The following is a 25,187-nucleotide window of genomic DNA, read 5'->3' on the forward strand; positions in this document are numbered from 1 at the left end:
GTGTCCTCCAGTGCTGTGGACGGGGGGATAGACCTTCAAGCGTACCGCCGCGACGTCAGTCGAACGTCCGCCGCCGCAGGTGCACGGCCTGGAGCAACCCCACCGCGATCATGTTGGCGAAGGTCGCCGAGCCGCCGTAGGACACGAACGGCAGCGGCAGCCCCGTGATCGGCATGATGCCGATGGTCATGCCGATGTTCTCGAACGTCTGGAACGCCATCCAGCACACCACCCCGCTGGCCACCAGCACGCCGAACGTGTCGGCGGCCTGGAGCGCGATGCGCAGGCCCCGCCACAGCGCCACGCCCAGCAGCAGCACGATGACCGCCCCGCCGACGAAGCCGAGCTCCTCGCCCGCGACGGTGAAGATGAAGTCGGTCTGCTGCTCGGGGACGAAGTGGCCGCCGGTCTGCTCGCCCTGGAACAGGCCCTTGCCGGTCACCCCGCCCGAGCCCACGGCGATGCGGGCCTGCATGGCGTTGTAGCCCGCGCCGCGCGGGTCCGCCGACGGGTCCAGGAACGCCGTGAACCGCGCGATCTGGTACGGCTTCAGCAGGCCGAGGAAGACCACCGCGCACGCCGTGAGCACTCCCCCGCCGACCAGCCCGACCAGCCAGCGCCTGCGCACCCCGGAGATCGCCAGCATGCCCAGCAGCACCGCCCCGAACACCAGCGTGGTGCCCAGGTCCGGCTGCAGCATGATCAGCGCGGCGGGCACCCCGGCCAGCACCAGCGACAGCAGGATGTCGCGGGGCGACGGCCCGACCTCGCCGTCGCGCGGCTCGCCCAGGATCATCGCCAGCAGCACCACCAGGCCGACCTTGGCGAACTCCGACGGCTGCACCTGGAACCCGCCGCCGATCACGATCCACGAGTGCGACCCGTTGATCGTCTCGCCGAGCGGGGTGAGCACCGCGACCAGGCCCACGCACGCCAGCCCGTACAGGATCGGCGCGTAGGCGCGCAGCAGCCGGTAGTCCAGGAACGTCACCAGCGCGCCCAGCCCGAACCCGATCACCAGGTTCAGGATGTGGCGCTTGAGGAAGCTGTTGGGGTCCTTGCCGTGCTCGATCATCAGCTGGAACGTCGCCGACCGCACCAGCAGCGCGCCCAGCACCGACAGCACCGTCACGACCAGGATCAGCGTCCAGTCCAGCCGCTTCAGCCCGGCCGCGCGCCGCCGCCAGACGTTGGGGTCCCGGTACCCCTCGACCGTTCCCACGCCCGTGCCGAGCATCAGGGCTTCCTCCCGCTGTCCTGGCGGAGCTTCGGCAGGGTGGCGGGCAGCTTCCCGTCCTTGAGGGCGGGCTGCTTGCCCTTCAGGCCGTACATCGTCTCGTAGATCTCGCGGACGGCCGGGGCGGCGGTGCCGCCGCCGGTGCCGCCCTGCGACACCATGACCACCACCGCGAACTGCGGCTTCTTCGCCGGGGCGTAGGAGGCGAACCAGGAGGTGTCGCCCTTGCCCCAGACCTCGCCGGTGCCGGTCTTGCCGGCGATCTGGACCTTGTCCAGCGGGAAGTCCTGGAACACCCCGCGGGCGGTGCCCTCCTTGGTCACGCCCTCCAGGCCGGACCGGATGTACTTCAGCACGTGGGGCGGCACCGGCAGGCGCGCGGGCGGGAGCGGGTCGATGCGGCGGGCGACGGTGCCGTCGGGCCGCACGACCGCCTGCGCGACGCGCGGGACGACCAGGCGGCCCCCGTTGGCGACGGCGGCGTAGGCGCGGGCCAGTTGCAGCGGCGTGACCAGCACGTCGCCCTGCCCGATCGAGAAGTTCGCCGCCTCACCGGCCCGCCACACATGGCCCTCGGTGCAGTTCTCGGCGGCGACGGACTTCAGGTAGGCGGCGCGCGAGGGGTCGCTCTTCGCCAGCTCGGGGTAGCCCTCCTTGGCGGCCTTGCAGTCGGACTTCTTGGTGACGTTCCAGTAGTCGCGCTTCCACTGGCGGTCGGGGATGCGGCCGTCGGCCTCGCCGGGCACGTCGATGCCGGTGCGCTTGCCGAACCCGAAGTCGCGGGCCATCCGGACCATCGGGTCCTTGGGGTTCTTGCCGGGCTTCATGCCGCCGTCGCGCAGCCACTGCTCGTAGGCGAACTTGTAGAAGATCGTGTCGCAGGACACCACCAGGGCGCGGCGCAGGTTCATGCTGCCGTGCGCCCGGCCCTCGTAGTTGCGGAACGAGCGGGCGCCGACCTTGAACGACCCCGGGCACGGGTAGGTGCCGTGCAGGTCGTAGCCGTCGCGCACCGCCGCCGCCACCGAGGAGATCTTGAACGTGGAGGCGGGCGCGTACTGGCCCTGGGTGACCCGCGAGATCAGCGGCTCGCCCTTCTTCTTGCCCAGCAGCGCCTCGTACTCGTCCTGGGAGATCCCGCCGGTCCAGACGGCGGGGTCGTAGGTGGGGTAGCTGGCCATCGCCACGACCCGGCCGGTCTGCACGTCCATCACCAGCGCCGCGCCCGCGTCGGCCTTCTCGCCGCCCGACCGCGCCTTCTTGATCGCGTTCTCCAGGGCCTTCTCGGCGGCTCCCTGGATCCTCGCGTCGATGCTGGTGACCAGCGTCCCGCCGGAGACCGGCGCCTTCTCGGTGGCGGTGCCGGTGACGCGGCCCTGGCTGTCGACCAGGACGCGCCGGTAGCCGGCCTCGCCGCGCAGGTCGGCGTCGTAGATGGCCTCCAGCCCGTCGCGGCCGATCAGGTCGACGGCGCTGTAGCCGGTGACCTTCAGGCCCTTGCGCCGGTCCATCTCCTCCTGGGTGATCGGCTGGAGGTAGCCCAGGGCCTGCACGGGGCGGGCGCCGTCCGGGGCGGGGTACTCGCGCACCGCCTGGAGCTGCGCGGTGACGCCGGGGAAGTCCTCCTGCCGCTCCATGATCTGCAACGCGCGCTTGGGGTCGGCCCGGTCCTCCACCGGGATCGGCTGGTAGGGCGAGCCGGGCCAGCAGGGGCGCTTCACCGTGGGCGAGCACAGCCGGGTCTTCAGCTCCAGGGCCTCGCGGGTGGTGCCGAGGGTCCGGGCGAGCCGCTCCAGCACGGCGCGGCCCCGGTCCTTCTGCCGGGACAGGGACGTGCGGTCCACCGACACGACCAGCGCGGTGCGGTTGCGGACCAGCGGCTTGCCGTTGACGTCCACGATGAGGCCGCGCACGGCGGGCACGACGATGTCGCGGGTGCGGTTCTCGGCGGCGACCTGCCGGTAGTGCGCGCCGTCGAGGACCTGCATCGTCCACAACCGCCCCATGAGCACCAGCAGCATCACCCCGACCATGACGTACAGGACGAGCAGCCGGAAGTGGGTGCGGGAGTTCACAGGCGGGTCCCCCTTCCCGACATCGCGCGGTAGCGGGCCACCGGGAGCGAGAAGCGGTCCTTGCGGTCACCGCGTTCGTACCGCCGATGGACGCGCAGGATCGCCCACACCACGAACGGACTGGCGATCACGTCGTAGAGGACCTGGAGCGGCACCGCCCGCGACACGATCGCCCAGGAGGCGCGGGGGTCGCCGAGCATCATGCCGGTGACGGCGTACAGCACCGTCCCGGCCAGCGCGCCGACCGCCACCGCCAGGAACGGCACCAGCGACTGCCGGTTCATCTCCGCCGACGCCAGCCCGCACACGTACCCGATCAGGCAGTAGACCAGGGCGTAGCGGCCGATGGTGTGGTCGGCGGGCGGGATGATGTCGGCGGCCAGCCCGGCGCAGAACCCGGCGACCATCCCGGTCATCGACCCGTTGACCAGGGCCAGCGCCACCACCGTCAGCAGCACCAGGTCGGGGATGACGCCGCCGGGCAGCGGCAGCCGGTTGGCGACCGACACCTGCAGGATCAGCGCGACGACCGCGACCAGCACGGTCACCACGGTGCGGCCGGTCGGCGACGGCTCTGGCGCGTTCAGCACGTGTCTCAGTCCCCCGTGGACGGCCGGGCGGAGGGCTTCCTCCGGTCGGCGTCCTTGTCGTCTTTCTCGTCCTTGTCGTCCTTCTTGTCGTCGGGCCGGGCGCTGGGGCTCGCCGACGGGGTGACGCTGGGCTTCGGTGAGGGGGGCAACACCGAGTCCCGCGGGTCCTTCTTGGGCGGCTCGACCACCACCGCGACCACGTCCAGGCTGGTGAACCGCGCGAACGGCCGCACGTAGGCGGTGCGGGTCAGTCCTCCGACGGGCCGGTCGATGCGTTCGACGACGCCGATCGGGACGCCCGGGACGTAGGGGCGCTCGCCCTGCGAGCCGAGGGTGACCAGGCGCTGCCCGACGCGCATCGGGGCGTCGGCGTCCAGCAACTGGTACCGCAGCGGGGTCTGCCCGCCGCCGCCGAGCCCGCGGCGGCCCCGGCCCTGCACGATCCCGATCTCCTTGGAGTCCTCCAGCCGCGCCCCGACCGTGGAGGTCACGTCGGTGGCCAGCAGCACCGTCGCGGTCGCGGGCCCGACCCGGGTGACCCGGCCGACCAGGCCCTCGGCGGCGATCACCGTCATGTCGCGGCGGACGCCGTCCCGGCTGCCGATGTCGATGCTGACGGTGTCCTCCAGGCCCTGCCCGGCGGAGATCACCTGCGCGGCGCGGATCCGGTAGCCGCCGACCCCGGCGGTGCCGAGCAGCCGGTCCAGCTGGTCGGCGCGGCTCTGGTTCAGCCGGTTGGCGCGCAGCTGCTCGCGCAGCCGCTGGTTCTCCCGGGCCAGGTGTTCGGCGCGGCGGCGCTGGTCGGGCGCGTCGGTGATCGCGTCGAAGGTGTTGCCGACCGGGCGCACCACGGCGGCCGAGGCGCGTTCCACCGGGCCGAACACGGTCGCGCCCACGCTGCGCAGCGCGCGCAGCGGCGAGTCCGCCCCGCCCCGGTAGTCAATCGTGATCATCAGGAGTGCCGCGCCCAGCAGCACCCCGAGGACCACACGGCTGCGCCGGGTGTCGTTCACCCGCCGACCTCCCCGTTGTCTGTGCGATCCGGATGGGTGCTCAGTGCCGCGACTCGGGGACGAGCACCTGGCGCAGCGAGTCGAAGTCCTCGACGCACTTGCCGGTGCCCAGCACCACCGAGTCGAGCGGGTTGTCGACCAGGTGGATCGGCATGCCGGTCTCCTCGCGCAGCCGCTCGTCCAGGTGCTTGAGCAGCGCGCCGCCGCCGGTCAGGGCGATGCCCCGGTCCATGATGTCGCCCGACAGCTCGGGCGGGCACTTGTCCAGGGTGGTCTTGACCGCGTCGACGATCGAGTTGACCGGCTCCTCGATGGCGCGGCGCACCTCCTCGGCGGAGATGACCACGGTCTTGGGCAGCCCCGACACCAGGTCGCGGCCGCGGATCTCGGCGTGCGGCTCGTCCTCGCCGCCGGGATAGGCCGACCCGATCGCCATCTTGATCTCCTCGGCGGTGCGCTCCCCGAGCATCAGGGAGTACTCCTTCTTGGAGAACGCGATGACGGCCTGGTCCAGCTCGTCGCCGCCGACACGGACCGACTGGCTGGTGACGATGCCGCCGAGGGAGATGATCGCGACCTCGGTGGTGCCGCCGCCGATGTCGACGACCATGTTGCCGGTGGGTTCGTAGACGGGCAGCCCGGCGCCGATCGCGGCGGCCATGGGCTCCTCGATGATGTAGACGCGGCGGGCCCCGGCCTGGTAGCCGGCCTCCTTGACCGCGCGCTGCTCCACCCCGGTGATCCCGCTCGGCACCGCCACCACGATGCGCGGTTTGGCGAAGTGCCGCCGTTTGTGCACCTTCTGGATGAAGTAGCGCAGCATGCGCTCGGTGACGTCGAAGTCGGCGATCACGCCGTCCTTCAGCGGACGGACCGCGACGATGTTGCCGGGAGTGCGGCCGATCATCCGTTTGGCCTCGATGCCCACCGCGACGATCTTGCCGGTGTTGGTGTTGATCGCGACGACGGAGGGTTCGTTGAGCACGATGCCGCGTCCGCGCACGTACACCAGCGTGTTGGCGGTGCCCAGATCGACCGCCATGTCACGGCCAAGAAACGACAGCTTGTTACCCATGAAGAAAGGGAGCCCTTCATGCTTGTCGGGCGTGCAGAGCGGCTTGCCCATCGTAACGTGCCCAACGGGTCTCACATAGCCATGCCTCGGTGAAGATCGAACCGAATGTCAGCCAGTGACCTGCCGTTCTTCCTAAAAAACACACGCGGGCCGGAGATGTCCGGCCCGCGTGTTGTCGGTGCGCCCGCCGGCGCGCCGTGGATCAGCCCAGTTCGGGGAAGAAGATCTTGATCTCGCGCTCGGCGGACTCCGGCGAGTCGGAGCCGTGCACGATGTTCTCGCCGATCTCCAGCGCGAAGTCGCCGCGGATCGAGCCGGGGACGGCCTCGACCGGGTTGGTGGCGCCGGCCAGCTGGCGGAACGCCTTGATGGCGTTGGGGCCCTCGGCCACCAGCGCGACCAGCGGGCCGCCGGTGATGAACTCCACCAGCTCGCCGAAGAACGGCTTGTCGGCGTGCTCGGCGTAGTGGGCCTCGGCGGTCTCGCGGGCCAGGTTCTGCAGCTCCAGCGCCACGAGCTTCAGGCCCTTGCGCTCGATCCGGGAGATGACCTCGCCCACGACGCCGCGGCGAACGCCGTCGGGCTTGACCAGGATGAGAGTGCGCTCGGACACGGGTGATTCTCCTCAGGGAAACGAAGGAACGGGTGACGCGCGCCCCGCGTCCGGCGGGGGCGTGGCCGCCGTGCGGCCTGCACCTCTGCGCGCCGAATCCTACCCGTCTCAAAGGTCGGGAACGTTCGCGGCGCGGGCCGCGCGGGCCGCGCGCGCCCACGCGGCGGTGAGGACGAGGACGAGGACCCCCGCGACCACCAGCCAGAGGCGGTAGCCCGCCAGCAGGCCGTACAGGCGCTGGGCCTCGGTGGCGGGGGCGACGCGTTCGAGCTGGCCGACCTGGAGGGACAGCACCAGCAGCTGGCCGGTCAGCACGGCCGGGAAGCACAGGGACAGGCCGAACAGGGCCGACCCGACGCCCGCGTCGCGCAGGGACGCGGCCAGGGCCGCGCCGAGGCCCGCGCCGAGCGGGACCAGCGGGAGCAGCAGCGCCCAGGGGGCGCCGGTGGCGTCGACGGCCAGGCCCAGCAGCACGCCGGTCACGACCAGTCCGTGGCCGGTGAGGACGGCGGCGCGGGCGGCGGCGTGCGGCAGCCGCGCGGTGAGCAGCGCGGTGAGCAGCGCGCCCAGCAGCGCGGCGAGGGCGGCCGCGACGAACGGCGCCGGCGGCGGCGCGCCCCGCTCGGGCGCCGCGGCGGCGGCCAGGCCCGCCAGCGGCGCGGTGACGGGGTAGCCGAACAGGCCCGCCGTCACCATGACCACCGCGCATCCCAGCGGGCTGCCCGCCGTGGCGTCGCGGCTGCCGACCAGGGCCAGCCCGACCAGCGCGAACAGCGCCACGCCCGCCACCACGAGCTGGCCGCCGGACGACCAGTCGTAGGTGGTCATCAGCGCCAGGAACGCGAACCCGGCGGCGGGCACCAGGGGCAGGACGAGCTGGCCGCGTTCGGCGTGGCGCAGCGGCGGCAGGGCGTCCCGGCCCCGGTCGCGCAGGAGCAGGCACAGCAGCGCGGCGACCAGCGCGGCGAGGACGGGCTCGGGGCGGGGCGCCAGGGCGGTGTGCCAGGGCACCGGCTCGGCGGTCGTACCGCTCATGGGGACGGCGGCCAGGGCGAGGGGCATCACGGCCAGCAGGGCGGCCGCGAGCGTTCCGGCCCACAGGGCGGTGAGCAGGGTCGAGCGGCGTTCCCAGACCAGCACCAGCACCGCGGGCAGCGCGACGCCCGCGCCGGCGCCCTGGGCGGCGCGCACGGCGGCGACCAGCGGGACCGAGTCGGCCAGGGGCGCGGCCAGCACGCCCGCCGCCAGACAAAGCAGGCCGGCCAGCAGCACGGCGCGGGCGGACAGCCTGCGGGCGGCGACGGCGGCGGGCGGGACGGCCAGCAGCAGCGCGGGCAGGCCGAGGCCGGTGGCGCGCAGCAGGCCGCGCAGCCCGTCCGGCCCGAGGCCGAGGGCGGCTCCGGCGTCGTCGACGACGTTGAGGGTGGTGTCCGGCAGCGCGAACGCGACGGCCGGGACGACGGTGAGGGTCGCCAGCAGCGCGGCCGCCCGTGCCGCCCGCCCGCCGCGGGGACCGGCGTGGGGATCGGCGTGGGGGGCGGTGTCCGGCGCGGCGAACAGCCGGTCCGCCACGTCCTCGGGGGCCCGCTCGGGCCGGGGGGCGCGTCCGGCGAGGCGGGCGAACGCCTCCGGCGCGTCCAGTTCCTGGGTGACGTCGAGGTCCCGGGGGGCGAACGGATCGGGGTCGGATGCAGGGGTGGTGGGGGACACGGCCCTCTCCTTGGGCGATGGTCACCCGCCGACATTTCCCGAATGTCTGTTTCGCGCATTAAAGGCGAATAGTGAAGACCGGCGGATGAAATGGCGGTGCCGTCCCCGCGAATTTAGCGCGCCTGCGCGTTCTCCGCCTTGCGACCCATCCAAATCGCCGTTCCCCAAAGCGCCCCGAAAAGGACGCCGAGGAAGAACATGGTCGGCACCATGAGCCCCGTCGCGAAAATCGCGACCTGGAGGACCGTGCCCACCGTGACGCCCCACGGGAAACGCAGCAGCCCGGCCGCCAGCAGGCAGACCACCGCCAGCCCGCCGCACACCGCCCCGGCGAGCGCGCCGTCCACCTTCTGCACCGCGACCGCCACCGGGATCGCCAGCGCGATCACGACCGCCTCGCAGGTCAGCACGGTCGCCAGCAGCCGGCGCACCGGGTTCGCCCCCGCGCCGCCCCGTTCTCCCGCCCGGCTCACTTGTTCTCCTCCACACGCAGCAGGACCCGGGCGTCGCCGACGGTGACCACCGAGCCGGTGACCAGCACGCCCGCGCCCTGGTACTCACCGGTCTCCTCGGCCAGGCCGATCGCCCGGTCGATGGCGTCGTCCAGGCGGTCGGCCCGGTGCACCCGGTCGGCGCCGAAGATCCCTTCGGCGATGTCGTACAGCTCGTCGGGCGGCAGCGAGCGGGGCGAGGAGTTGCGGGTGACCACGATCGCGGCCAGCACCGGCTCCAGCTGCTCCAGCACGCCCTCCACGTCCTTGTCGGCCGCCGCCGCGAACACGCCGACCAGCCGGCTGAACGCGAACGACTCGGTGATCGTCTGCACGCTCGCGGCCGTCCCGGCGGGGTTGTGCGCGGCGTCCAGCAGCACCGTCGGGCCGGTGCGGACGACCTCCAGGCGGCCCGGCGACGCCGCCTTGGCGAACCCGCTGCGCACCAGCGCCGGGTCCAGCTGCCCCTCGCCGCCCCCGGTGAACTCCTGGCCGGGGGCGATCCGGGTGGCCGCCTCCAGCCCGGCCGCCGGGGTCGCGCCGCCGCCCGCGAACGCCTCCACGGCCGCCAGCGCGACCGCCGCGTTGCCCGCCTGGTGCTCCCCGAACAGCGGCAGGAAGATCTCCTCGTAGGAGCCGCGCAGCCCCCGCAGGCCGATCTGCTGGCCGCCCACGGCCAGGTCGCGGTGCAGCACGCCGAACTCGATGCCCTCGCGCGCCACGGCCGCGCCGGTCTCGGCGACCCGCCGCAGCAGCACCTCGGCCGCCGCGACCGGCTGCTGCGCCAGCACCGCCACCGCGCCGGGCTTGATGATCCCGGCCTTCTCCCCCGCGATCTCCTCGACGGTGTCGCCGAGGTAGCGGGTGTGGTCCAGGCCGATCGGGGTGACCACGGCCACCTGGCCGTCGGCGACGTTGGTGGCGTCCCAGGTCCCGCCCATGCCGACCTCGACGACCGCCACGTCCACCGGCGCGTCGGCGAACGCCGCGAACGCCATCGCCGTCAGCACCTCGAAGAACGACAGCCGCCCGAGGCCGGAGTCGGCGTTCTTGGCGTCGATCAGCTCGGCGTAGGGGCGCACGTCCTCCCAGATCTCGACGAACCGCTCCTCGGTCACCGGCTCGCCGTCGACCGCGACGCGCTCGCGCAGGGTGGTCAGCTCGGGGCTGGTGTACAGGCCGGTGCGCAGGCCGCGCTCGCGCAGCAGCGACTCGATCAGCCGGGCGGTGCTGGACTTGCCGTTGGTGCCCGCCACATGGATGACCGGATAGGCCCGCTGCGGCTCGCCCAGCAGTTCCACCAGGTCGCGCACGCGGTCGAGGGTGGGATCGATCTCCCACTCGACGCCGCGCCCCATGATCTCGGCGATCGTGCCCCGATAGTCGGTCGGCTCTGACTGACTCACGTTGCTCTGCTTCTTCCCGGCTGGCGTCTCCCCCGGTCCGCGCGCCGCGCGGACCGGATGTCACTGGACCATCGAAGCCTACTCGGCCCCGTCCCGAGCCCCGGCCCACCCCGCTGGGATCATGGAGGGGTGGCTTCCGACGAGGTGTTCTTCCGCGAGTGGCGGGACCGGGCCCCCGGGGAGAGGCGCGACGTGGGGCGGGCGCGGGCGCTCGCGGCGGCGCTCGGGCTGTCGCGCGAGGCCGGCGTCCCGCTGCTGACGGTCGTCGGGTCCAAGGGCAAGGGGACGGCGGCCACCTACGCCTCGGCCTGCCTGGTCGCCGCGGGCCTGCGGGTCTGCACGGTCACCAGCCCCGGCCTGCGCGGCGACCGGGACCGCGTCCGGGTGGACGGGCGGGCCGTCGCCGACCTGGGGCCGCTCGCCGAGCGCCTGGCGCGGGCCGTGGCCGGGCTCCCGCCGCGCCGCGCCGGCTACCTGTCGCCGTCGGGGCTGTTCCTGCTGGCCGGGGTGCTGCACGCGCGCGACGTCGGGGCCGGGGCGCTGGTGCTGGAGGCGGGGATGGGCGGGCGCTCCGACGAGGTGAGCCTGTTCGCCCCCACCGTCGTGGCGGTCACGCCGGTCTTCGGCGAGCACCTGGGGGTGCTCGGCGACTCCCCCGCCGCGATCGCCGCCGAGAAGGCCGCCGTCGCCGTCCCGGGGACGCGCGCGGTGGTCTCCGCGCCGCAGCCGCCGGAGATCCGCGCGGCCGTGGAGCGGACGGTCGGGGACGTGCCGGTGGAGTACGCCGAGGGAGGGGCGGTTCCGGCCGGGCTGCTTCCGGCGGGCCTGGGCGCGGTGGGCGCCGAGGTCGGGGTCGCCGCGGCGCTGCGGCTGCTGGACGCCGCGGGGCTGCCGCGCCCGCGCCCGCGGCGGCTGCGGGCCGTGCTGGGGACGGTCTCGCTGCCCGGGCGGCTGTCGTGGCACCGCGTCCCCGGCGCCGCGACCGAGGTCCTCGCCGACTCCGCGATCGACCGGACCGGGGTCGGGGCCGCGCTGGACGCGGCGCGGGAGCGGTGGGGGGAGATCGACCACGTCCTGGTCTGCCTCCCCGACCACAAGGACCTGGCGGGCGCGGTCGAACGCCTCGGCGCGCTGCCGGTGACCTACGTCCGGCTGCCCTACGACCACCTGCGCTTCACGCGTCCGCTGCCGCCGCACTGGCGGGTCCTCGACGCCGCCGACCTCACCGCCGGCCTGCTGGCCGGGCTGGGACGGCACGTGGTCGCGCTCGGCACCGTCTACTTCGTCGGCCTGGTGCTGGATCTGGTCGGGGCCGACACCGAGCGCCTGTTCGACGGCGTCAGCGAGGCCGCTCCACCTCCGGGCGCAGACGGCGCATGAGGTCGCGCAGCTCGGTGGGCCGCGCCAGCGCGGACGGCGTGTTGGAGGCGACGACCCCGTAGGAGGTCTCGGTGGCCCACGCGCAGTAGGCGTGCACGTCGGCGAGCACCGCGAACGTCCCGCAGGCCGCCTGCCCGCCGTTCCTGGCCGGTGCGACCGGCCCGGTCCTGATCGTGGTGCTGGGCCGGGCGCGGCGCAGGAACGCGGCCGGGTCGCCGACCGCGCCCGTTCCGCCCATGAACAGGACGTTCCGGGCGCCGTCGAGGTAGAGGGCGACGGCCCGGGGCCCCGCGACCGCGCCGTTCTCGACGCCCGCCGAGACGAACGGGTAGGCGGCGCCGGCGGCGGGCTCGCGGGTGTCCTTGCGCATCCCGGCGACGCTCGCGGGTGTGACGATCTCGTACTCCGGCGGCCCGGAGAACCGGGTCAGGGCCGCGTAGCCGCCCGCCGCCACCGCCAGGGCCAGCACCGCGCCGGCCGCCAGCCCGACGACGATCTTCGATCTGCCCCGCCGTCCGGCGGGCGCGGCGGCGGGTGCAACGGCGGGTGCCAGGACCGCGTCCACCACGGCCCGCGGCGCGGGCCCGGGGTGCGGCGGCGGCTGCCCGGCGGCGGGCGGGGGCTCGGGAGCGAGGTCCACGACCGTCGGCATCGGGCCGGACACCCGGGAGGGGGCCGCGGAGTCCTCGTCCTGCTGGAGCCACCACGGCGGCGCCCCGCCGTAGGACGGGCCCGGGATCTCCTCCCCCACCCGGGGGACGGCCCGCGGAACGCTCAGGTCCTCCGGTTCCTGGACCTGAGGCGACGAATCGGCCATCGAACTCCCCGCGCGTCACATACGTCCCAAACCTCGCTGAACACCGGATGGTAGCCCGAACCGGGAGTGTTCAGCGCACGGTTCAGCGCAGATACAGGCCGTACTCGATCAGCTCGGGGAGCAGCCTGGGCGGCAGGTCGGCGACGGTGGCCAGGTCCTCGGCCGAGGAGAACCCGCCCGCCTGCTCGCGGATCTCGACGATGCGCCGGGCGGTCTCGGGGTCGATGCCGAAGCGGGTGAACTCGTTGGCCGGGACCATGTTCACGTCGATCAGGCCGCCGTCGTCGTAGGGGCGGCGGTCGGCGGGCATGTCGGTGCGGCCGATGGACAGCTCGCGCGCCATCAGCGGGTTCTGGTGGGCGAGATGGCGGGCCTCGGCGCGGCGGCGGGCGCGGGCGGCCACCTCCTGGACGGCCATCTGGTTGGTGTGCTCGGGCGGCAGCGGCCGGGCGTTCGGGTTCCACGGCTGGGGCGGCGGCAGCACCACGGGCTTGCGGGACGCCATGACGATCGCGTGGACGATCCAGACCGGCGCCCACACGCCGCAGGTGAGGATCGTGATCACCAGATGCGCGATGTGCCAGTTGCCGTCGTTGTTCGCCGGGACCGCGACCGGCTGCGGGGCGGGCGGCGGGGGCGGCGGGCCCGGCGGCGCGGGCGGCTGGATGTGGACGTTGATGACCGGCTGCTGCTGGGGCGGGAGCGGGATCCGGGGCTGCGCGTGCTCGTGCGGCTGGGGCTGTCCCGGCTGCTCGTGTGGCTGCTCCGACATGCGCACCCCTCAGTCTCCGTGACCGCCGAATCCCAGTGTACGAACCTGCCTAACAGGGACGAACGGGATCACGCGCGCGTTCCCCGGGGCGGCGGGGCGTACGCTCGCGGGCATGCCCACGGACCACTTCGCCGACGATCCGCGCACCAATCTCGAACGGATGCTCGCGGGCGACCTCTACATCGCCGACGACCCGGAGATCGACCGGCGGCAGCGGCACGCGATGCGCCTGGCCGCCCGCTACCAGGCCCTCTACTCCGAGGACGCCGGCGCCGCCGGGGCGATCCTGGCCGAGCTGCTCGGCTCGGTCGGCGAGGGCGTCGAGGTGCGGCCGCCGCTGTACGTCGACTACGGCACCAACATCTCCATCGGGGCCCGCACCTTCGTCAACTACCACCTGACCGCGCTGGACGTCGCGCGGATCACCATCGGGGAGGACTGCCAGATCGGCCCCAACGTCCAGCTGCTCACCCCCACCCACCCCGTGGAGCCGGGGCCGAGGCGGGACAAGCTGGAGGCCGCGCTCCCCATCACCATCGGCGACAACGTCTGGCTCGGCGGCGGCGCGATCGTGTGCCCCGGCGTGACGATCGGCGGCGACTCCGTCATCGGCGCGGGCGCGGTCGTCACCAGGGACGTCCCCGCCAACGTCGTCGCCGTCGGCAACCCCGCCCGGCCCGTCCGCGAGATCTGACGGGACGCGGAAGGGGCGGGCCCGGCCGTCCGGACCCGCCCCTCCGAAACCGCGGGTCAGGCGGACGGCAGCGCCGCGAGCTGGCCCTGGATGCGTGCGATGTCGGCCTCGGCCTGGGCCAGGCGGGCGCGGTTCTTCTCCACCACCGCCTCGGGGGCCTTGGCCATGAACGCCTCGTTGGACAGCTTCCGGCCCATCTGCTCGACCTCCTTGCGCGCGGCGGCCAGGTCCTTCTCCAGCCGCTTGCGCTCGGCGGCCACGTCGATGGCCCCGGCGGTGTCCAGGCGGACGACCGCGCCCTCGACCGGCAGGGAGGCGGTGGCGCTGAAGCCCTCCTCCGGCGCGGTCAGGCGCAGCAGGGAGCGCACGCCCTCCTCGTGGGCGGCCAGCGGCGAGTCGCCCCACTCCAGGACGGCGGCGACCTTCTGCCCGGCCTTCAGGCCCTGGTCGGCGCGGAACCGGCGGACCTCGGTGACCAGCCGCTGCAACGACTCGATCAGCGCCTCGGACTCCTTGTCCTCCCACTGCGGGTCGGCGGCCGGCCACGCGGCGGTGACGATCGTGTCCCGGCCGGTCAGCGTCGTCCACAGCTCCTCGGTGACGAACGGGATCACCGGGTGCAGCAGCCGCAGCAGCTTGTCCAGCACCTCGCCCAGCACGCGGCGGGTGGCCTCGGCGCGCTCGTCGTTCAGCTGGACCTTGGACAGCTCGACGTACCAGTCGCAGACCTCGTCCCAGGCGAAGTGGTACAGCGCCTCGCACGCCTTGGCGAACTCGAAGCCCTCCAGGAGCGCGTCCACCTCGGCGGTCACCTGCTGGAGCCGGGACAGGATCCAGGCGTCCACGGTGGTGACCTCGTCGGGCAGGTCGCCGTTCACGTGCGCGCCGTTCAGCAGGGCGAAGCGGGCGGCGTTGAACAGCTTGTTGCAGAAGTTCCGCGAGCCCTGCGCCCACTCCTCGGCGACCGGCACGTCGCCGCCGGGGTTGGCGCCGCGCAGCAGCGTGAAGCGGGTGGCGTCGGCGCCGTAGCGGTCGATCCAGTCCAGCGGGTCGACGACGTTGCCGAACGACTTGGACATCTTCTTGCCGTGCTGGTCGCGGACCATGCCGTGCAGCACGATCTGCTTGAACGGCTCGGCCCCGTCCATCGCGTACAGCCCGAACATCATCATCCGGGCGACCCAGAAGAACAGGATGTCGTAGCCGGTGACCAGCGCCGAGGTCGGGTAGAAGCGCCGCAGGTCGGGCGTGTCGTCGGGCCAGCCGAGGGTGGAGAACGGCCACAGCGCCGAGGAGAACCACGTGTCGAGCACGTCGCTGTCCTGCGTCCACCCGGCCGGGGGCTCCTCGTCCGGGCCGGGGCAGACGGTCTCGCCGTCCGGCCCGTACCAGACGGGGATGCGGTGGCCCCACCACAGCTGGCGGCTGATGCACCAGTCGTGCATGTTGTCGACCCACTCGAAGTAGCGCGGGGCCATCTCCGGCGGGTGGATCTCGACGCGGCCGTCGCGGACGGCGTCCCCGGCGGCCTTGGCCAGCGGGGCGACCTTGACGAACCACTGGAGCGACACGCGCGGCTCGACGACGGTGGAGCAGCGCTGGCAGTGGCCGACCGCGTGCTCGTAGGGGCGGACCTCCTTGACGATCCGGCCCTGCTCGCGCAGCGCGGCGACCACGGCGGGCCGGGCCTCGAACCGGTCCAGTCCCTGGAACGGCCCGTGCGCGGTGATCACGCCGCGCTCGTCCATCACCGTGACCGACGGCAGGTCGTGGCGGCGGCCGATCTCGAAGTCGTTGGGGTCGTGCGCCGGGGTGACCTTGACGCAGCCGGTGCCGAACGCCGGGTCCACGTGCTCGTCGGCCACGATCGGGATCCGGCGGCCGGTCAGCGGCAGCTCGACCTCGGTGCCGACCAGGTGCCGGTACCGCTCGTCCTCGGGGTGGACGGCCACGGCGGTGTCGCCGAGCATCGTCTCCGCGCGCGTCGTGGCGACCACGATCTCGTCGCTGTAGCGGATCGAGACGAGCTCGCCCTCCCGCTCGGAGTGCTCGACCTCGATGTCGGACAGCGCGGTCAGGCAGCGCGGGCACCAGTTGATGATGCGCTCGGCGCGGTAGATCAGGCCGTCGTCGAACAGTCGCTTGAAGATCGTCCGGACGGCGCGGGCGCGCCGCTCGTCCATGGTGAACGCCTCGCGCGCCCAGTCCACGCTGTCGCCCAGCCGCCGCATCTGGCCGAGGATGCGCCCGCCGGACTCGCCCTTCCACTTCCAGACGCGCTCGACGAACGCCTCGCGGCCCAGGTCGTGGCGGGACAGGCCCTCCTTGGCCAGCTCGCGCTCCACGACGTTCTGGGTGGCGATGCCGGCGTGGTCCATGCCGGGCACCCACACCGTCTCGTGGCCCTGCATGCGGCGGCGCCGGATCAGCGCGTCCTGGATGGAGTGGTCCAGGGCGTGGCCCATGTGCAGGGAGCCGGTGACGTTCGGGGGCGGGATGACGATGGAGTAGGCCGGACGGCTCGGGTCACGCTCGGCGTCGGCGGCGAACAGGCCCTCCGATACCCAGCGTTCGTAAAGTCGGCCCTCCACGTCCGCGGGTTGGTACTGGGTGGGCAGATCGACTTCGGCGGCAACCGTGCCGCGCTCATTGCTGGGCGTTGTCACGGACCCGAATTGTACGGGGCGCGGGCCGGTAGGAGGTGCGGGACCGGTGCGGATAACGTGCATGCGTACTGTGCCCCGATACGGCACAGTTCATAGCAGCGAATAAACGACCGTCCCGGCTGTCCCCTCCGGCCTCGCCTCCGTGAGCCCGCCGGGCCGAACGAGGAGTTGACATGAGCGGCTGGAACTCTCCGCCTCCCCCGCCCGGCGGGGGCATGCCCCCGGGCCCCGGGGGTTACGGCCCCCCGCCCGGCCCGCCCGGACCGCCCGGACCGGGTGGTCCCTACGGCCCGCCGCCGCCCGGCCCCTACGGCCCGCCCGGAGCCCCCGGGCCCTTCGGTCCCCCGCCGCACCGCAGGTCCAGCGCCGGGCTGGTCATCGGCCTGGGCGCGGGCGCGCTGGTGCTGCTGGTGGTGGTCGTGGTCGCGTTCGTCGCGCTGAGCGGCGGCAAGGAGTACACGATCAGCCCACCGACGACGGTCCTCGGCCACACCCGCGACTCCGCCATGGAGTCCCGCATGAGCAGCCAGATGAGCGGGATCCAGTCGCAGATGCGGTCGGCCGCCAAGGGCAAGATCGACGACTTCGTCACCGCGTTCTACAAGAAGAATTCCGGCGGCACCAGCTCGACCGTGCTGCCCGCCGGCGTGGTGTTCGTCGGCGGCACCGGCGACATCGGCGACCCCGAGTCGTTCATCAAGGGGTTCAAGGAGGCCGGCAGCCGCGGCGGCAGCCTGGTGATCGACGTCGCCCCCGGGACGCACGGCGGCGAGGCGGCCTGCGGCCGGGTCAGCAGCGGCGCGGTCTCGCTGGTGCAGTGCGCGTGGGCGACCTCCAGCACGTTCGGCGTGATCGTGCCGACCACGACCAGCGAGTCGACCACGAGCGCCGCGGTCACCATGCGCCTGTTCCGCTCCGAGATCGAGCGGGAGAAGTAGTTCCCGCCCGGGCCGGGACACCGGTCACCTGACCTCGGGTCGCCCCACCCGCCATCCTGGAGATCCACGGAGACGGGTGGGGAGGGAGCCGGGATGCGAGCGGGACTGACGCGCGCCGCCGGGCTGGCGGGCGCGTTCGCCGCCGGGGCGGCGGTGGCCCGGCTGACCGGCTTCGGGCCGCTGGTGCGGCGCACCGCCCACCTGCAGCGGTCCCGGGAACGCATCCTGGCCGCCCGCGAGGAGGAACGCCGCCGCCTCCGGCACGACCTGCACGACGGTCTCGGCCCCACGCTCGCCGGGCTGGCGCACTCCCTGGACGCCGCCCGGCTCACCCTGGCCGACGACCCACAGCGCCTCGATCCCGTTCTGACCGACCTGCGCGACCGGCTCGCCGTCGCCGTCGGGGAGATCCGCGAGATGGCGCACGGCCTGCGCCCGCCCGCCCTGGACGACCTGGGCCTGGTCGGGGCGATCGAGGCGCTGGCGAACGACTGCTGCGAACGCGTCGACGTGCGCTTCGACGGCCCTCCCGAGAACCTGCCCGCCGCCGTGGAGGTCGCGGCCTACCGGATCGCCGCCGAGGCGGTCGCCAACATCCGGCGGCACTCGCGCGCCCGCGCCGCGTCCATCCTGCTGAGCCGCGACGGGGACCTGCGCCTGACGGTCGCCGACTCCGGCGTCGGGCTGCCCGAGACGCGCCGGACGGGCCGGGGCCTGCCCGCGATGCGCGAGTGGGCCGCCGAGGTCGGCGGCGACTTCATGATCGCCTCACGGCCGGGGGGCGGCGTCGTCGTCTCGGCGCGCCTCCCGGCGTCCGCGCCGGGCTACCATCGGCCTTCCAACGGCGAGAACGGGCGGGTCAATGGAAAAAGACGGCATCCGGGTCCTGATCACCGATGACCACCCGGTCTTCCGGGAGGGGCTGAAGGGGCTGCTCCACGCGCTCGGCGGGATCGAGGTGGTCGGCGAGGCCGAGTGCGGCCCCGACGCCGTCCGGATGGCCGCCGAGCTCCAGCCCGACGTGGTCGTGATGGACCTGCACATGCCCGGCGGCAACGGCATCGAGGCCACCCGCACCCTCACCCGCGCCAGCCCCCGGATCGGCGTGCTGGTGCTGACGATGTTCCGCGACGACGACTCGGTGTTCGCGGCCATGCGCGCCGGGGCGCGCGGCTACCTGCTCAAGGAGTCGGGCGCCGAGGAGATCGCGCGGGCCGTCCGCGCCGTGGCGGCGGGCGAGGCGATCTACGGCCCCGAGATCGCCCGCCGCGTGCTGACCTACTTCACCGACATGCCCGACCCGCGCCAGGCGGCGTTCCCCCAGCTCACCGAGCGGGAACGCGAGGTCCTGGAGCTGATCGCCCAGGGCCGCAGCAACAGCGAGATCGCCGCCGCCCTGTTCCTGAGCCAGAAGACGGTCCGCAACCACGTCTCCAACATCTTCATGAAGCTCCACGTGGCCGACCGGGCCCAGGCCATAGTCCTGGCCAGGGAGGCGGGCCTGGGCGAGTCGAAGACCGCGACCTGACCCACGAACCCGGCGGCGCACGAGAGAGGGGGCGGGCGGGCTCCAGGCGAGCACGGCCCCCGCCCCGAAGAACCGAAAGCCCCCACGGCCCGAAGGGCCGCCGGGGCTCCGGCATGAAAGCTCAGGCGCTAGGCGCTCTTCTCCCGGGGCTCCCGCTTGGTCCGCTCGCGCGGGACCAGCGTCGGGTTGACGTGCTCCAGCACCGCCTCCCGGGTGATCACCACGCGGGCGACGTCCTGCCGCGACGGCACCTCGTACATCACCGAGAGCAGGACCTCCTCCATGATCGCGCGCAGTCCGCGGGCGCCGGTGCCACGCAGGATGGCCTGGTCCGCGATCGCCTCCAGGGCGTCGTCGGTGAACTCCAGGTCCACCCCGTCCAGCTCGAACAGCCGGTGGTACTGCTTGACCAGCGCGTTCTTCGGCTCCGTGAGGATGTTGATCAGAGCCTCGCGGTCCAGGTTGTGCACGCTGGTGATCACGGGAAGGCGGCCGATGAACTCGGGGATCATGCCGAACTTCAGCAGGTCCTCGGGCATCACGTCGGCCAGCACGTTGGCGGACTCGTCGAAGTCGGTCTTGGAGCGGATCACCGCGCCGAAGCCCATCCCCTGCTTGCCCACCCGGGACTCGACGATCTTCTCCAGGCCCGCGAACGCGCCACCGCAGATGAACAGCACGTTGGTGGTGTCGATCTGGATGAACTCCTGGTGGGGGTGCTTGCGCCCGCCCTGCGGCGGCACGCTCGCGGTGGTCCCCTCCAGGATCTTCAGCAGGGCCTGCTGGACGCCCTCGCCCGAGACGTCCCGCGTGATCGACGGGTTCTCGCTCTTGCGAGCGATCTTGTCGACCTCGTCGATGTAGATGATCCCGGTCTCGGCCTTCTTGACGTCGTAGTCGGCCGCCTGGATCAGCTTCAGGAGGATGTTCTCGACATCCTCGCCAACGTATCCGGCCTCCGTCAGCGCCGTGGCGTCCGCGATCGCGAACGGGACGTTGAGGAGTTTCGCGAGCGTCTGCGCGAGCAGCGTCTTCCCTGATCCGGTGGGGCCCAGCAGCAGGATGTTGGACTTGGTCAGCTCGACCGCGTCCTCCCGCCCGGTGTCACTGGACTGGATGCGCTTGTAGTGGTTGTAGACGGCGACCGAAAGGGCCTTCTTCGCCGTCTCCTGCCCGATGACGTAGGAGTCCAGGAACTCGTAGATCTCCCGCGGCTTGGGCAGGCTGTCCCACTTGAGGTCGGAGGTCTCGGAGAGCTCCTCCTCGATGATCTCGTTGCAGAGATCGATGCACTCGTCGCAGATGTACACGCCCGGTCCCGCGATGAGCTTCTTGACCTGCTTCTGGCTCTTCCCGCAGAACGAGCACTTGAGCAGGTCACCACCGTCGCCGATGCGTGCCACCCAACTGTCTCCTTTTCGTGGGGCCGCTCGCCTCAAAGGGTCGCGGTGCGGCTCGGTTACGTCCCGAAGGCTCCGTCGGACCACCTCCGCTCGCGCGGAGAAAACGTGTCGGACTCGACGTTACCGCCTCCGAGGGAGTTGGTAAGCCCCTCGCCCGGAAGTGTGGCGACCGGGCGGGGGGGCTTCCGCGTCTGGATGCGTCACCGAGGCCGTCGCCTCAGGACGACACTACCTCGGCTTGACGCTTCCTGCTCACGAAGACGTCGTCGATGAGGCCGTAGGTCTTGGCCTCGTCCGCCGTCAGGATCTTGTCACGCTCGATGTCGTGGCGCACTTCCTCGATGGCCTTGCCGCTGTGCTTGGCCAGGATGTCCTCCAGGAGCTCGCGGATCCGCATGATCTCGCGGGCCTGGATCTCGATGTCGGAGGACTGCCCGTAGGTGCCCTCGGTCGCGGGCTGGTGGATCAGGATCCGCGAGTTGGGCAGGGCGGCGCGCTTGCCCGGCGTCCCGGCCGCCAGCAGCACGGCGGCGGCCGAGGCGGCCTGGCCGATGCAGACGGTCTGGATGTCGGGCTTGACGAACTGCATCGTGTCGTAGATCGCCGTCATGGCGGTGAACGAACCGCCGGGCGAGTTGATGTAGATGCTGATGTCGCGGTCGGGGTCGATCGACTCCAACGTGATGAGCTGGGCCATCACGTCGTTGGCCGACGCGTCGTCGATCTGCACGCCGAGGAAGATGATCCGCTCTTCGAAGAGCTTGTTGTACGGGTTCATCTCCTTGACGCCGTACGTGGTGCGCTCGACGAAGGAGGGGATGATGTAGCGGTTGTCCACCGGCGCCGGGCCCGGGCCGAAGCCGGTGCCGTGTCCGGGGACGCCCGTCTGGATCTGGGGCCGGAACAGGTCGCTCACTTGCTGTGCCTCCGAATGATGAGTCTCAGGTCGTCAGGAGACGGGGCCCTCGGAGGGCACCTGGTTGGCGCTCTCCACCACGTGGTCGACGAAGCCGTAGTCCTTGGCCTCGGCGGCGGTGAACCAGCGGTCCCGGTCGGAGTCCCTCTCGATCTGGTCGACCGTCTGGCCGGTGTGGAAGGCGATCCGCTCGGCGAGCGTCTTCTTCACGTACAGCATCTGCTCGGCCTGGATCTTGATGTCGGAGGCCGTGCCGCCGATGCCGCCGGACGGCTGGTGCATCATGATCCGGGCGTGCGGCAGGGCGTACCGCTTGCCCTCGGTGCCCGCGCACAGCAGGAACTGGCCCATCGAGGCGGCCAGGCCCATGCCGACCGTCACGATGTCGTTGGGCACGTACTGCATGACGTCGTAGATCGCCATGCCGGCGGTGACCGAGCCACCGGGCGAGTTGATGTAGAGCGTGATGTCGCGCCGGCCGTCCTCGGCGGACAGCAGCAGCAGCTCGGCGCAGATGCGGTTGGCGATGTCGTCGTCGACCTGCTGGCCGAGGACGACGATCCGCTGCCGCAGCAGTCGCTGGAAGAGCTGCTCGGCCACGGGCAGCAGGGGCGCCTCGGCGACCCGCGCGTGGACCTGCGACGACTCGCTGAAAGTCGGAGGCATGCTCACCGGGTGTTCCTCCGGTCCTTTAATCGGTACGGATGATTGGACATTAACGCGCTGGGCCGCCCGCTTAAGCCCGCGGGGGCGGCTTTTCGCTGGGGGCGTATCCGAGCATCAAGATTCCGGAAACGGGAACACCCCGTACCGGGTCCCGGTACGGGGTGTTCTTTACGCGCGCGTGGCTTCGGCCACCACGAACGTCCCTGTTTTGTCCCGCATGCACGGGAACCGGCTCAGGCGTCCTTCTTGCCCTCGACGCCCTCGGCCTTGTCCTCGGCGTCGGCGGCGGCGTCGGCCTGCGCGTTGGCCTCCTGGGCGGCCTTCGCGTCGGCCTCGTCCGCGTCGGCGGCGTCGGCGGCGGCGTCGGCGATCTCCTGCGCCTCCTCGACGGCGTCCTCGGCGGCGGCCTCGACGGTCTCGCCCGTCTCACCGTTCAGCTCGCGGCGGACGGCCTCGGCGTCGATCTCGTTGCCGGCCTCGTCCTTGATCGTGACGTGCTCGACGATCAGGTTGAGGGCCTTGTTCCGCAGCACCTCCGACACGATGGCCGGGAGCTGGTTGTTCTCGGTGAGGTACTGGGCGAGCTGCTGCGGGGCGACGCCCATCTGCATGGCCTGGGTGACCACGTACTCGCTGAGCTCCTCGTTCTCGACGCCCAGCTCCTCCTGGACGGCGAGCTGGTCGAGGACGAAGCCGCCCTTGACCGCGAGGCGGGCGGCGTCGGCGACCTCCTGCTCGAAGGCCTCCTCGTCCTTCTCCTCGTCGGCGAGGTACTGCTCCTTGGTCATCCCGGCCATCGCCAGCTGCTGCTCCAGCTGCTGGTTGCGGCGGGAGATCTCCTCCTCGACGACCTTCTCCGGCAGCGGGATGTCGACCTTCTCCAGGAGGGCCTCCAGGGCCTTGTCCCGGGCGTCCGACAGCTGCTGGAGCCTGACCTGGCGGCCCAGCCGCGTGCGGACGTCCTCGCGCAGCTCGTCGACGGTGTCGAACTCCGAGGCCATCTGGGCGAACTCGTCGTCGGCCGCGGGCAGGTCCTTGACCTTGACGGACTGGACGGTGACGGTGATCTCGGCGTCCTCGCCCGCGTGCTCGCCGCCGGCCAGCTTGCTGGTGAAGGTCTTGCTCTCGCCGGCCTTCATGCCGACCAGGGCGTCGTCCAGGCCCTCGATGGAGGACTTGGAGCCGACCTCGTAGGAGTAGCCGGTGGTGGTCGCGTCCGCGATCTCCTCACCGTCGATCCTGGCGGCCAGGTCGATGGTGGCGAAGTCGCCGTCCTGGGCCTCGCGCTCGACGGTGGTCAGCGAGGCGAAGCGCTCGCGCAGGTTGCCCAGGGTCTCCTCGACCTGCTCGTCGGTGACCTCGGCGGTGTCCACGACGACCTCCAGGCCGTCGTACTCGGGCACCTCGAACTTGGGCCGGATGTCCACCTCGGCGGTGAACGCGAACTTGTCACCGTCCTGCAGCTCGGTGACCTCGACCTCGGGCTGGCCGAGCACGAAGATCTCGGTCTCCTCGACGGCGCGGCCGTAGAGCTCGGGCAGGGCGTCGTTGACGGCCTCCTGGAGCACCGCACCCCGGCCGACGTACTTGTCGATCAGCGGCGCGGGCACCTTGCCGGGACGGAAGCCCTTGATCCGCACCTGCTGCGAGATCTCCTTGTACGCCTTGTCGAGGTTCGGCTTGAGCTCGTCGAACGGAACCTCGACGGTGAGCTTGACCCGGGTCGGGGTCAGCTCCTCGACATCGGTCTTCACTGGGGTAGGTCTCCTTGATCAGGCGCTGTCTCGGCCGCGGCGTTCGACGCGTATCTCAGCCAGCCGGTCCTCAGGCTCGTAGGTGGCGCGGGCACGCCGAACAACCGGCTCCGCGCCTCTGCGCGCCAAGTCTATGGGGTCCGAGCGGTCGCTGCGGACACCGGAACACGAGAATACGGCCCGATCGCGGCGGCCGGGCCGTTACGGGCCGTCCGGACGCGTTACAGGGGAGTCACGAGAACGCCGGAAACGGCCGGGGGTGTGACATGACGCACGCGTTACATCCATACTCTTCCGGGATGAACGGGATAGTCGCCGCATTCGGTGCTACCGCGCTGTACTACCTCGGGTTCGCCGTGTTCAAGCTGGCGGCGGACCGGATGGAACCGCTGCGCGGCAACCGCATCCTGCACATGACATGGACGATCCTGACCAGCTGGGTGTTCCTGGTGGCCCTGGCGCTGGTGCTGGGCGGGCTCAGCCTCCAGATCCTGGCGCTGCGGGAGCTGTCCCTGGGCGTCGCGGTACCGATCTTCATGTCGGGCGTGGTACCGCTGCTGCTGATCGCCATGGTGTTCTTCGGTGATCGGCTCACCCCGCGCGAGTGGCTCAGCCTGGTGCTGATCGGCGCGGCGATCCTGCTGCTGGTGGCCTCCACCGGCAACCCGCCGGCGGCGCGGGCGGCGGACGCGCCGGCGTGGAAGCTGGCGGTGGTGGTGCTGCCGGCCGTGCTCGTACCGCTGCTGATCATGGTGTTCGGGGACCACCGGCCCGACGGGCGGCACGCCCGGCCGGTCACCGGGATCGCCTACGGGCTGGCCTCGGGGTTCCCGGTGGGCACGGCCGAGCTTGCGATCAAGGGGTGGAGCGGCTCGTCGGCGGACGGGACGGGCATCGCGGCCACGCCGTACCCGTACGTGACGGTGCTCGCGGCGGCGCTCGGCTTCGGGATCATGGTGGCGGCGTTCCAGCGCTGCCGGGTGACGATCGTGGCCGCGGTGATGACGGTCAGCGCCAAGACCTACCTGCTGCTGATGGGGACGTTCCTGTACGGCGAGCCGTGGCCGTCGGACCTGGAGCACGGGGCGCTGCGGGCGGGCGCGCTGGCGCTGGCCGCGGTGGCGGTGCTCCAGTTCCCCCGGCACCGCCCGGTGAAGGCCCCCGCGACGCCGCCGGTGGAGGAGGTCCCGCCCGCGCAGGACCCGTTCGGCGGGCCGCGCGCGGACGCCCCCGGCGCCTCCGGCGCTCCGCCCGCCCCGTACGGGCCGGTGTCGGCGCCGACGCCGTTCGACGTCCCGCCGCTGCCCCGGCCGCGTCCGCCGCAGCCCGGCCCGTGGCCGCCGGGCGAGGGTTCCCCTCCCGCGCGTCCGCGCGACATCCGCGGCTGAGCGGACCCGCGGGGCGTCCCCGGACCCGGACGCGGGCCCTCCCGAGGGGGAGGGC

The 25,187-nt window shown here is 72.5% G+C and carries 22 protein-coding genes; 6 read left to right on the forward strand and 16 right to left on the reverse strand.

The window, feature by feature from the left end; all coding sequences use genetic code 11:
* Positions 1-55: 55 nt before the first annotated feature.
* The 9 genes from rodA to HNR61_RS40280 all read right to left on the reverse strand — a co-directional run bounded on the left by rodA (position 56) and on the right by HNR61_RS40280 (position 10,162).
* Positions 56-1,237 (reverse strand): rod shape-determining protein RodA, encoded by a 1,182-nt coding sequence (rodA, locus tag HNR61_RS40240; RefSeq protein WP_182848408.1) that lies wholly within the window; start codon positions 1,235-1,237, stop codon positions 56-58.
* Complete coding sequence (mrdA, locus tag HNR61_RS40245; protein ID WP_182848409.1) at positions 1,237-3,312, reverse strand: penicillin-binding protein 2; 2,076 nt, start codon at positions 3,310-3,312, stop codon at positions 1,237-1,239. Before mrdA ends, rodA begins: the two co-directional genes overlap by 1 nt.
* Positions 3,309-3,902, reverse strand: a complete 594-nt coding sequence (gene mreD, locus HNR61_RS40250; RefSeq protein ID WP_067829530.1) for a rod shape-determining protein MreD — start codon at positions 3,900-3,902, stop codon at positions 3,309-3,311. The genes mrdA and mreD overlap by 4 nt, the downstream gene beginning before the upstream one ends.
* A 5-nt stretch (positions 3,903-3,907) precedes the next feature.
* Complete coding sequence (gene mreC, locus HNR61_RS40255) at positions 3,908-4,915, reverse strand: rod shape-determining protein MreC (protein WP_182848410.1); 1,008 nt, start codon at positions 4,913-4,915, stop codon at positions 3,908-3,910.
* Positions 4,916-4,955: 40 nt separating this feature from the next.
* Positions 4,956-5,990 (reverse strand): rod shape-determining protein, encoded by a 1,035-nt coding sequence (locus tag HNR61_RS40260; protein ID WP_067829535.1) that lies wholly within the window; start codon positions 5,988-5,990, stop codon positions 4,956-4,958.
* A gap of 202 nt (positions 5,991-6,192) precedes the next feature.
* Positions 6,193-6,603 carry a nucleoside-diphosphate kinase gene (gene ndk, locus HNR61_RS40265; protein ID WP_067829538.1) on the reverse strand — a complete coding sequence of 137 codons (411 nt, stop codon included), beginning with the start codon at positions 6,601-6,603 and terminating at the stop codon, positions 6,193-6,195.
* Between the two features lie 108 nt (positions 6,604-6,711).
* Positions 6,712-8,313, reverse strand: coding sequence for a hypothetical protein (locus HNR61_RS40270; protein WP_182848411.1), 1,602 nt, complete (start codon positions 8,311-8,313; stop codon positions 6,712-6,714).
* Positions 8,314-8,426: 113 nt separating this feature from the next.
* Entirely contained in the window at positions 8,427-8,786 is a 360-nt protein-coding gene (locus HNR61_RS40275) for a DUF4233 domain-containing protein (protein WP_182848412.1), read from the reverse strand.
* A complete protein-coding gene (locus tag HNR61_RS40280; protein ID WP_182848500.1) occupies positions 8,783-10,162 on the reverse strand; it encodes a bifunctional folylpolyglutamate synthase/dihydrofolate synthase in 1,380 nt (459 codons plus the stop codon). The genes HNR61_RS40275 and HNR61_RS40280 overlap by 4 nt, the downstream gene beginning before the upstream one ends.
* 177 nt (positions 10,163-10,339) lie before the next feature.
* On the opposite strand from HNR61_RS40280, the gene HNR61_RS40285 reads away from it, so the two are divergent.
* Entirely contained in the window at positions 10,340-11,590 is a 1,251-nt protein-coding gene (locus HNR61_RS40285) for a folylpolyglutamate synthase family protein (RefSeq protein WP_182848413.1), read from the forward strand.
* On the opposite strand, the gene HNR61_RS40290 is transcribed toward HNR61_RS40285, so the two are convergent.
* A complete protein-coding gene (locus tag HNR61_RS40290; RefSeq protein WP_182848414.1) occupies positions 11,550-12,407 on the reverse strand; it encodes a hypothetical protein in 858 nt (285 codons plus the stop codon). The two genes, HNR61_RS40285 and HNR61_RS40290, sit on opposite strands and share 41 nt — an antisense overlap.
* Before the next feature lie 82 nt (positions 12,408-12,489).
* On the reverse strand, positions 12,490-13,179 hold the full coding sequence (locus HNR61_RS40295) for a ComEA family DNA-binding protein (protein WP_182848415.1): 690 nt from the start codon (positions 13,177-13,179) through the stop codon (positions 12,490-12,492).
* Positions 13,180-13,291: 112 nt separating this feature from the next.
* On the opposite strand from HNR61_RS40295, the gene HNR61_RS40300 reads away from it, so the two are divergent.
* Positions 13,292-13,873, forward strand: a complete 582-nt coding sequence (locus tag HNR61_RS40300) for a sugar O-acetyltransferase (RefSeq protein WP_182848416.1) — start codon at positions 13,292-13,294, stop codon at positions 13,871-13,873.
* 56 nt (positions 13,874-13,929) lie between these two features.
* Here HNR61_RS40300 and HNR61_RS40305 read toward each other — a convergent pair whose 3' ends face one another.
* Positions 13,930-16,539: a valine--tRNA ligase gene (locus tag HNR61_RS40305; protein WP_312898326.1), complete on the reverse strand. Its 2,610-nt coding sequence runs from the start codon at positions 16,537-16,539 to the stop codon at positions 13,930-13,932.
* Between the two features lie 173 nt (positions 16,540-16,712).
* Here HNR61_RS40305 and HNR61_RS40310 point away from each other — a divergent pair, with 173 nt between their 5' ends.
* The 3 genes from HNR61_RS40310 to HNR61_RS40320 all read left to right on the forward strand — a co-directional run bounded on the left by HNR61_RS40310 (position 16,713) and on the right by HNR61_RS40320 (position 19,005).
* Positions 16,713-17,477, forward strand: a complete 765-nt coding sequence (locus HNR61_RS40310; protein WP_182848418.1) for a hypothetical protein — start codon at positions 16,713-16,715, stop codon at positions 17,475-17,477.
* A 93-nt stretch (positions 17,478-17,570) separates the two neighbouring features.
* Positions 17,571-18,377 (forward strand): sensor histidine kinase, encoded by an 807-nt coding sequence (locus HNR61_RS40315; protein WP_182848419.1) that lies wholly within the window; start codon positions 17,571-17,573, stop codon positions 18,375-18,377.
* On the forward strand, positions 18,340-19,005 hold the full coding sequence (locus HNR61_RS40320) for a response regulator transcription factor (protein WP_067828925.1): 666 nt from the start codon (positions 18,340-18,342) through the stop codon (positions 19,003-19,005). The genes HNR61_RS40315 and HNR61_RS40320 overlap by 38 nt, the downstream gene beginning before the upstream one ends.
* A gap of 128 nt (positions 19,006-19,133) precedes the next feature.
* Here HNR61_RS40320 and clpX read toward each other — a convergent pair whose 3' ends face one another.
* The 4 genes from clpX to tig all read right to left on the reverse strand — a co-directional run bounded on the left by clpX (position 19,134) and on the right by tig (position 23,744).
* Entirely contained in the window at positions 19,134-20,408 is a 1,275-nt protein-coding gene (gene clpX / locus HNR61_RS40325; RefSeq protein ID WP_067828924.1) for an ATP-dependent Clp protease ATP-binding subunit ClpX, read from the reverse strand.
* Between the two features lie 217 nt (positions 20,409-20,625).
* Complete coding sequence (locus HNR61_RS40330; RefSeq protein WP_312898333.1) at positions 20,626-21,300, reverse strand: ATP-dependent Clp protease proteolytic subunit; 675 nt, start codon at positions 21,298-21,300, stop codon at positions 20,626-20,628.
* 57 nt (positions 21,301-21,357) lie between these two features.
* Entirely contained in the window at positions 21,358-21,990 is a 633-nt protein-coding gene (locus HNR61_RS40335) for a ClpP family protease (RefSeq protein WP_067828953.1), read from the reverse strand.
* Between the two features lie 233 nt (positions 21,991-22,223).
* A complete protein-coding gene (tig, locus tag HNR61_RS40340; RefSeq protein ID WP_182848420.1) occupies positions 22,224-23,744 on the reverse strand; it encodes a trigger factor in 1,521 nt (506 codons plus the stop codon).
* Between the two features lie 299 nt (positions 23,745-24,043).
* Here tig and HNR61_RS40345 point away from each other — a divergent pair, with 299 nt between their 5' ends.
* Positions 24,044-25,132 carry a DMT family transporter gene (locus HNR61_RS40345; RefSeq protein ID WP_246444833.1) on the forward strand — a complete coding sequence of 363 codons (1,089 nt, stop codon included), beginning with the start codon at positions 24,044-24,046 and terminating at the stop codon, positions 25,130-25,132.
* The last annotated feature ends 55 nt before the right edge of the window (positions 25,133-25,187 follow it).

This window comes from Actinomadura kijaniata (assembly GCF_014138665.1).
Classification (GTDB): Bacteria; Actinomycetota; Actinomycetes; order Streptosporangiales; family Streptosporangiaceae; genus Spirillospora; species Spirillospora kijaniata.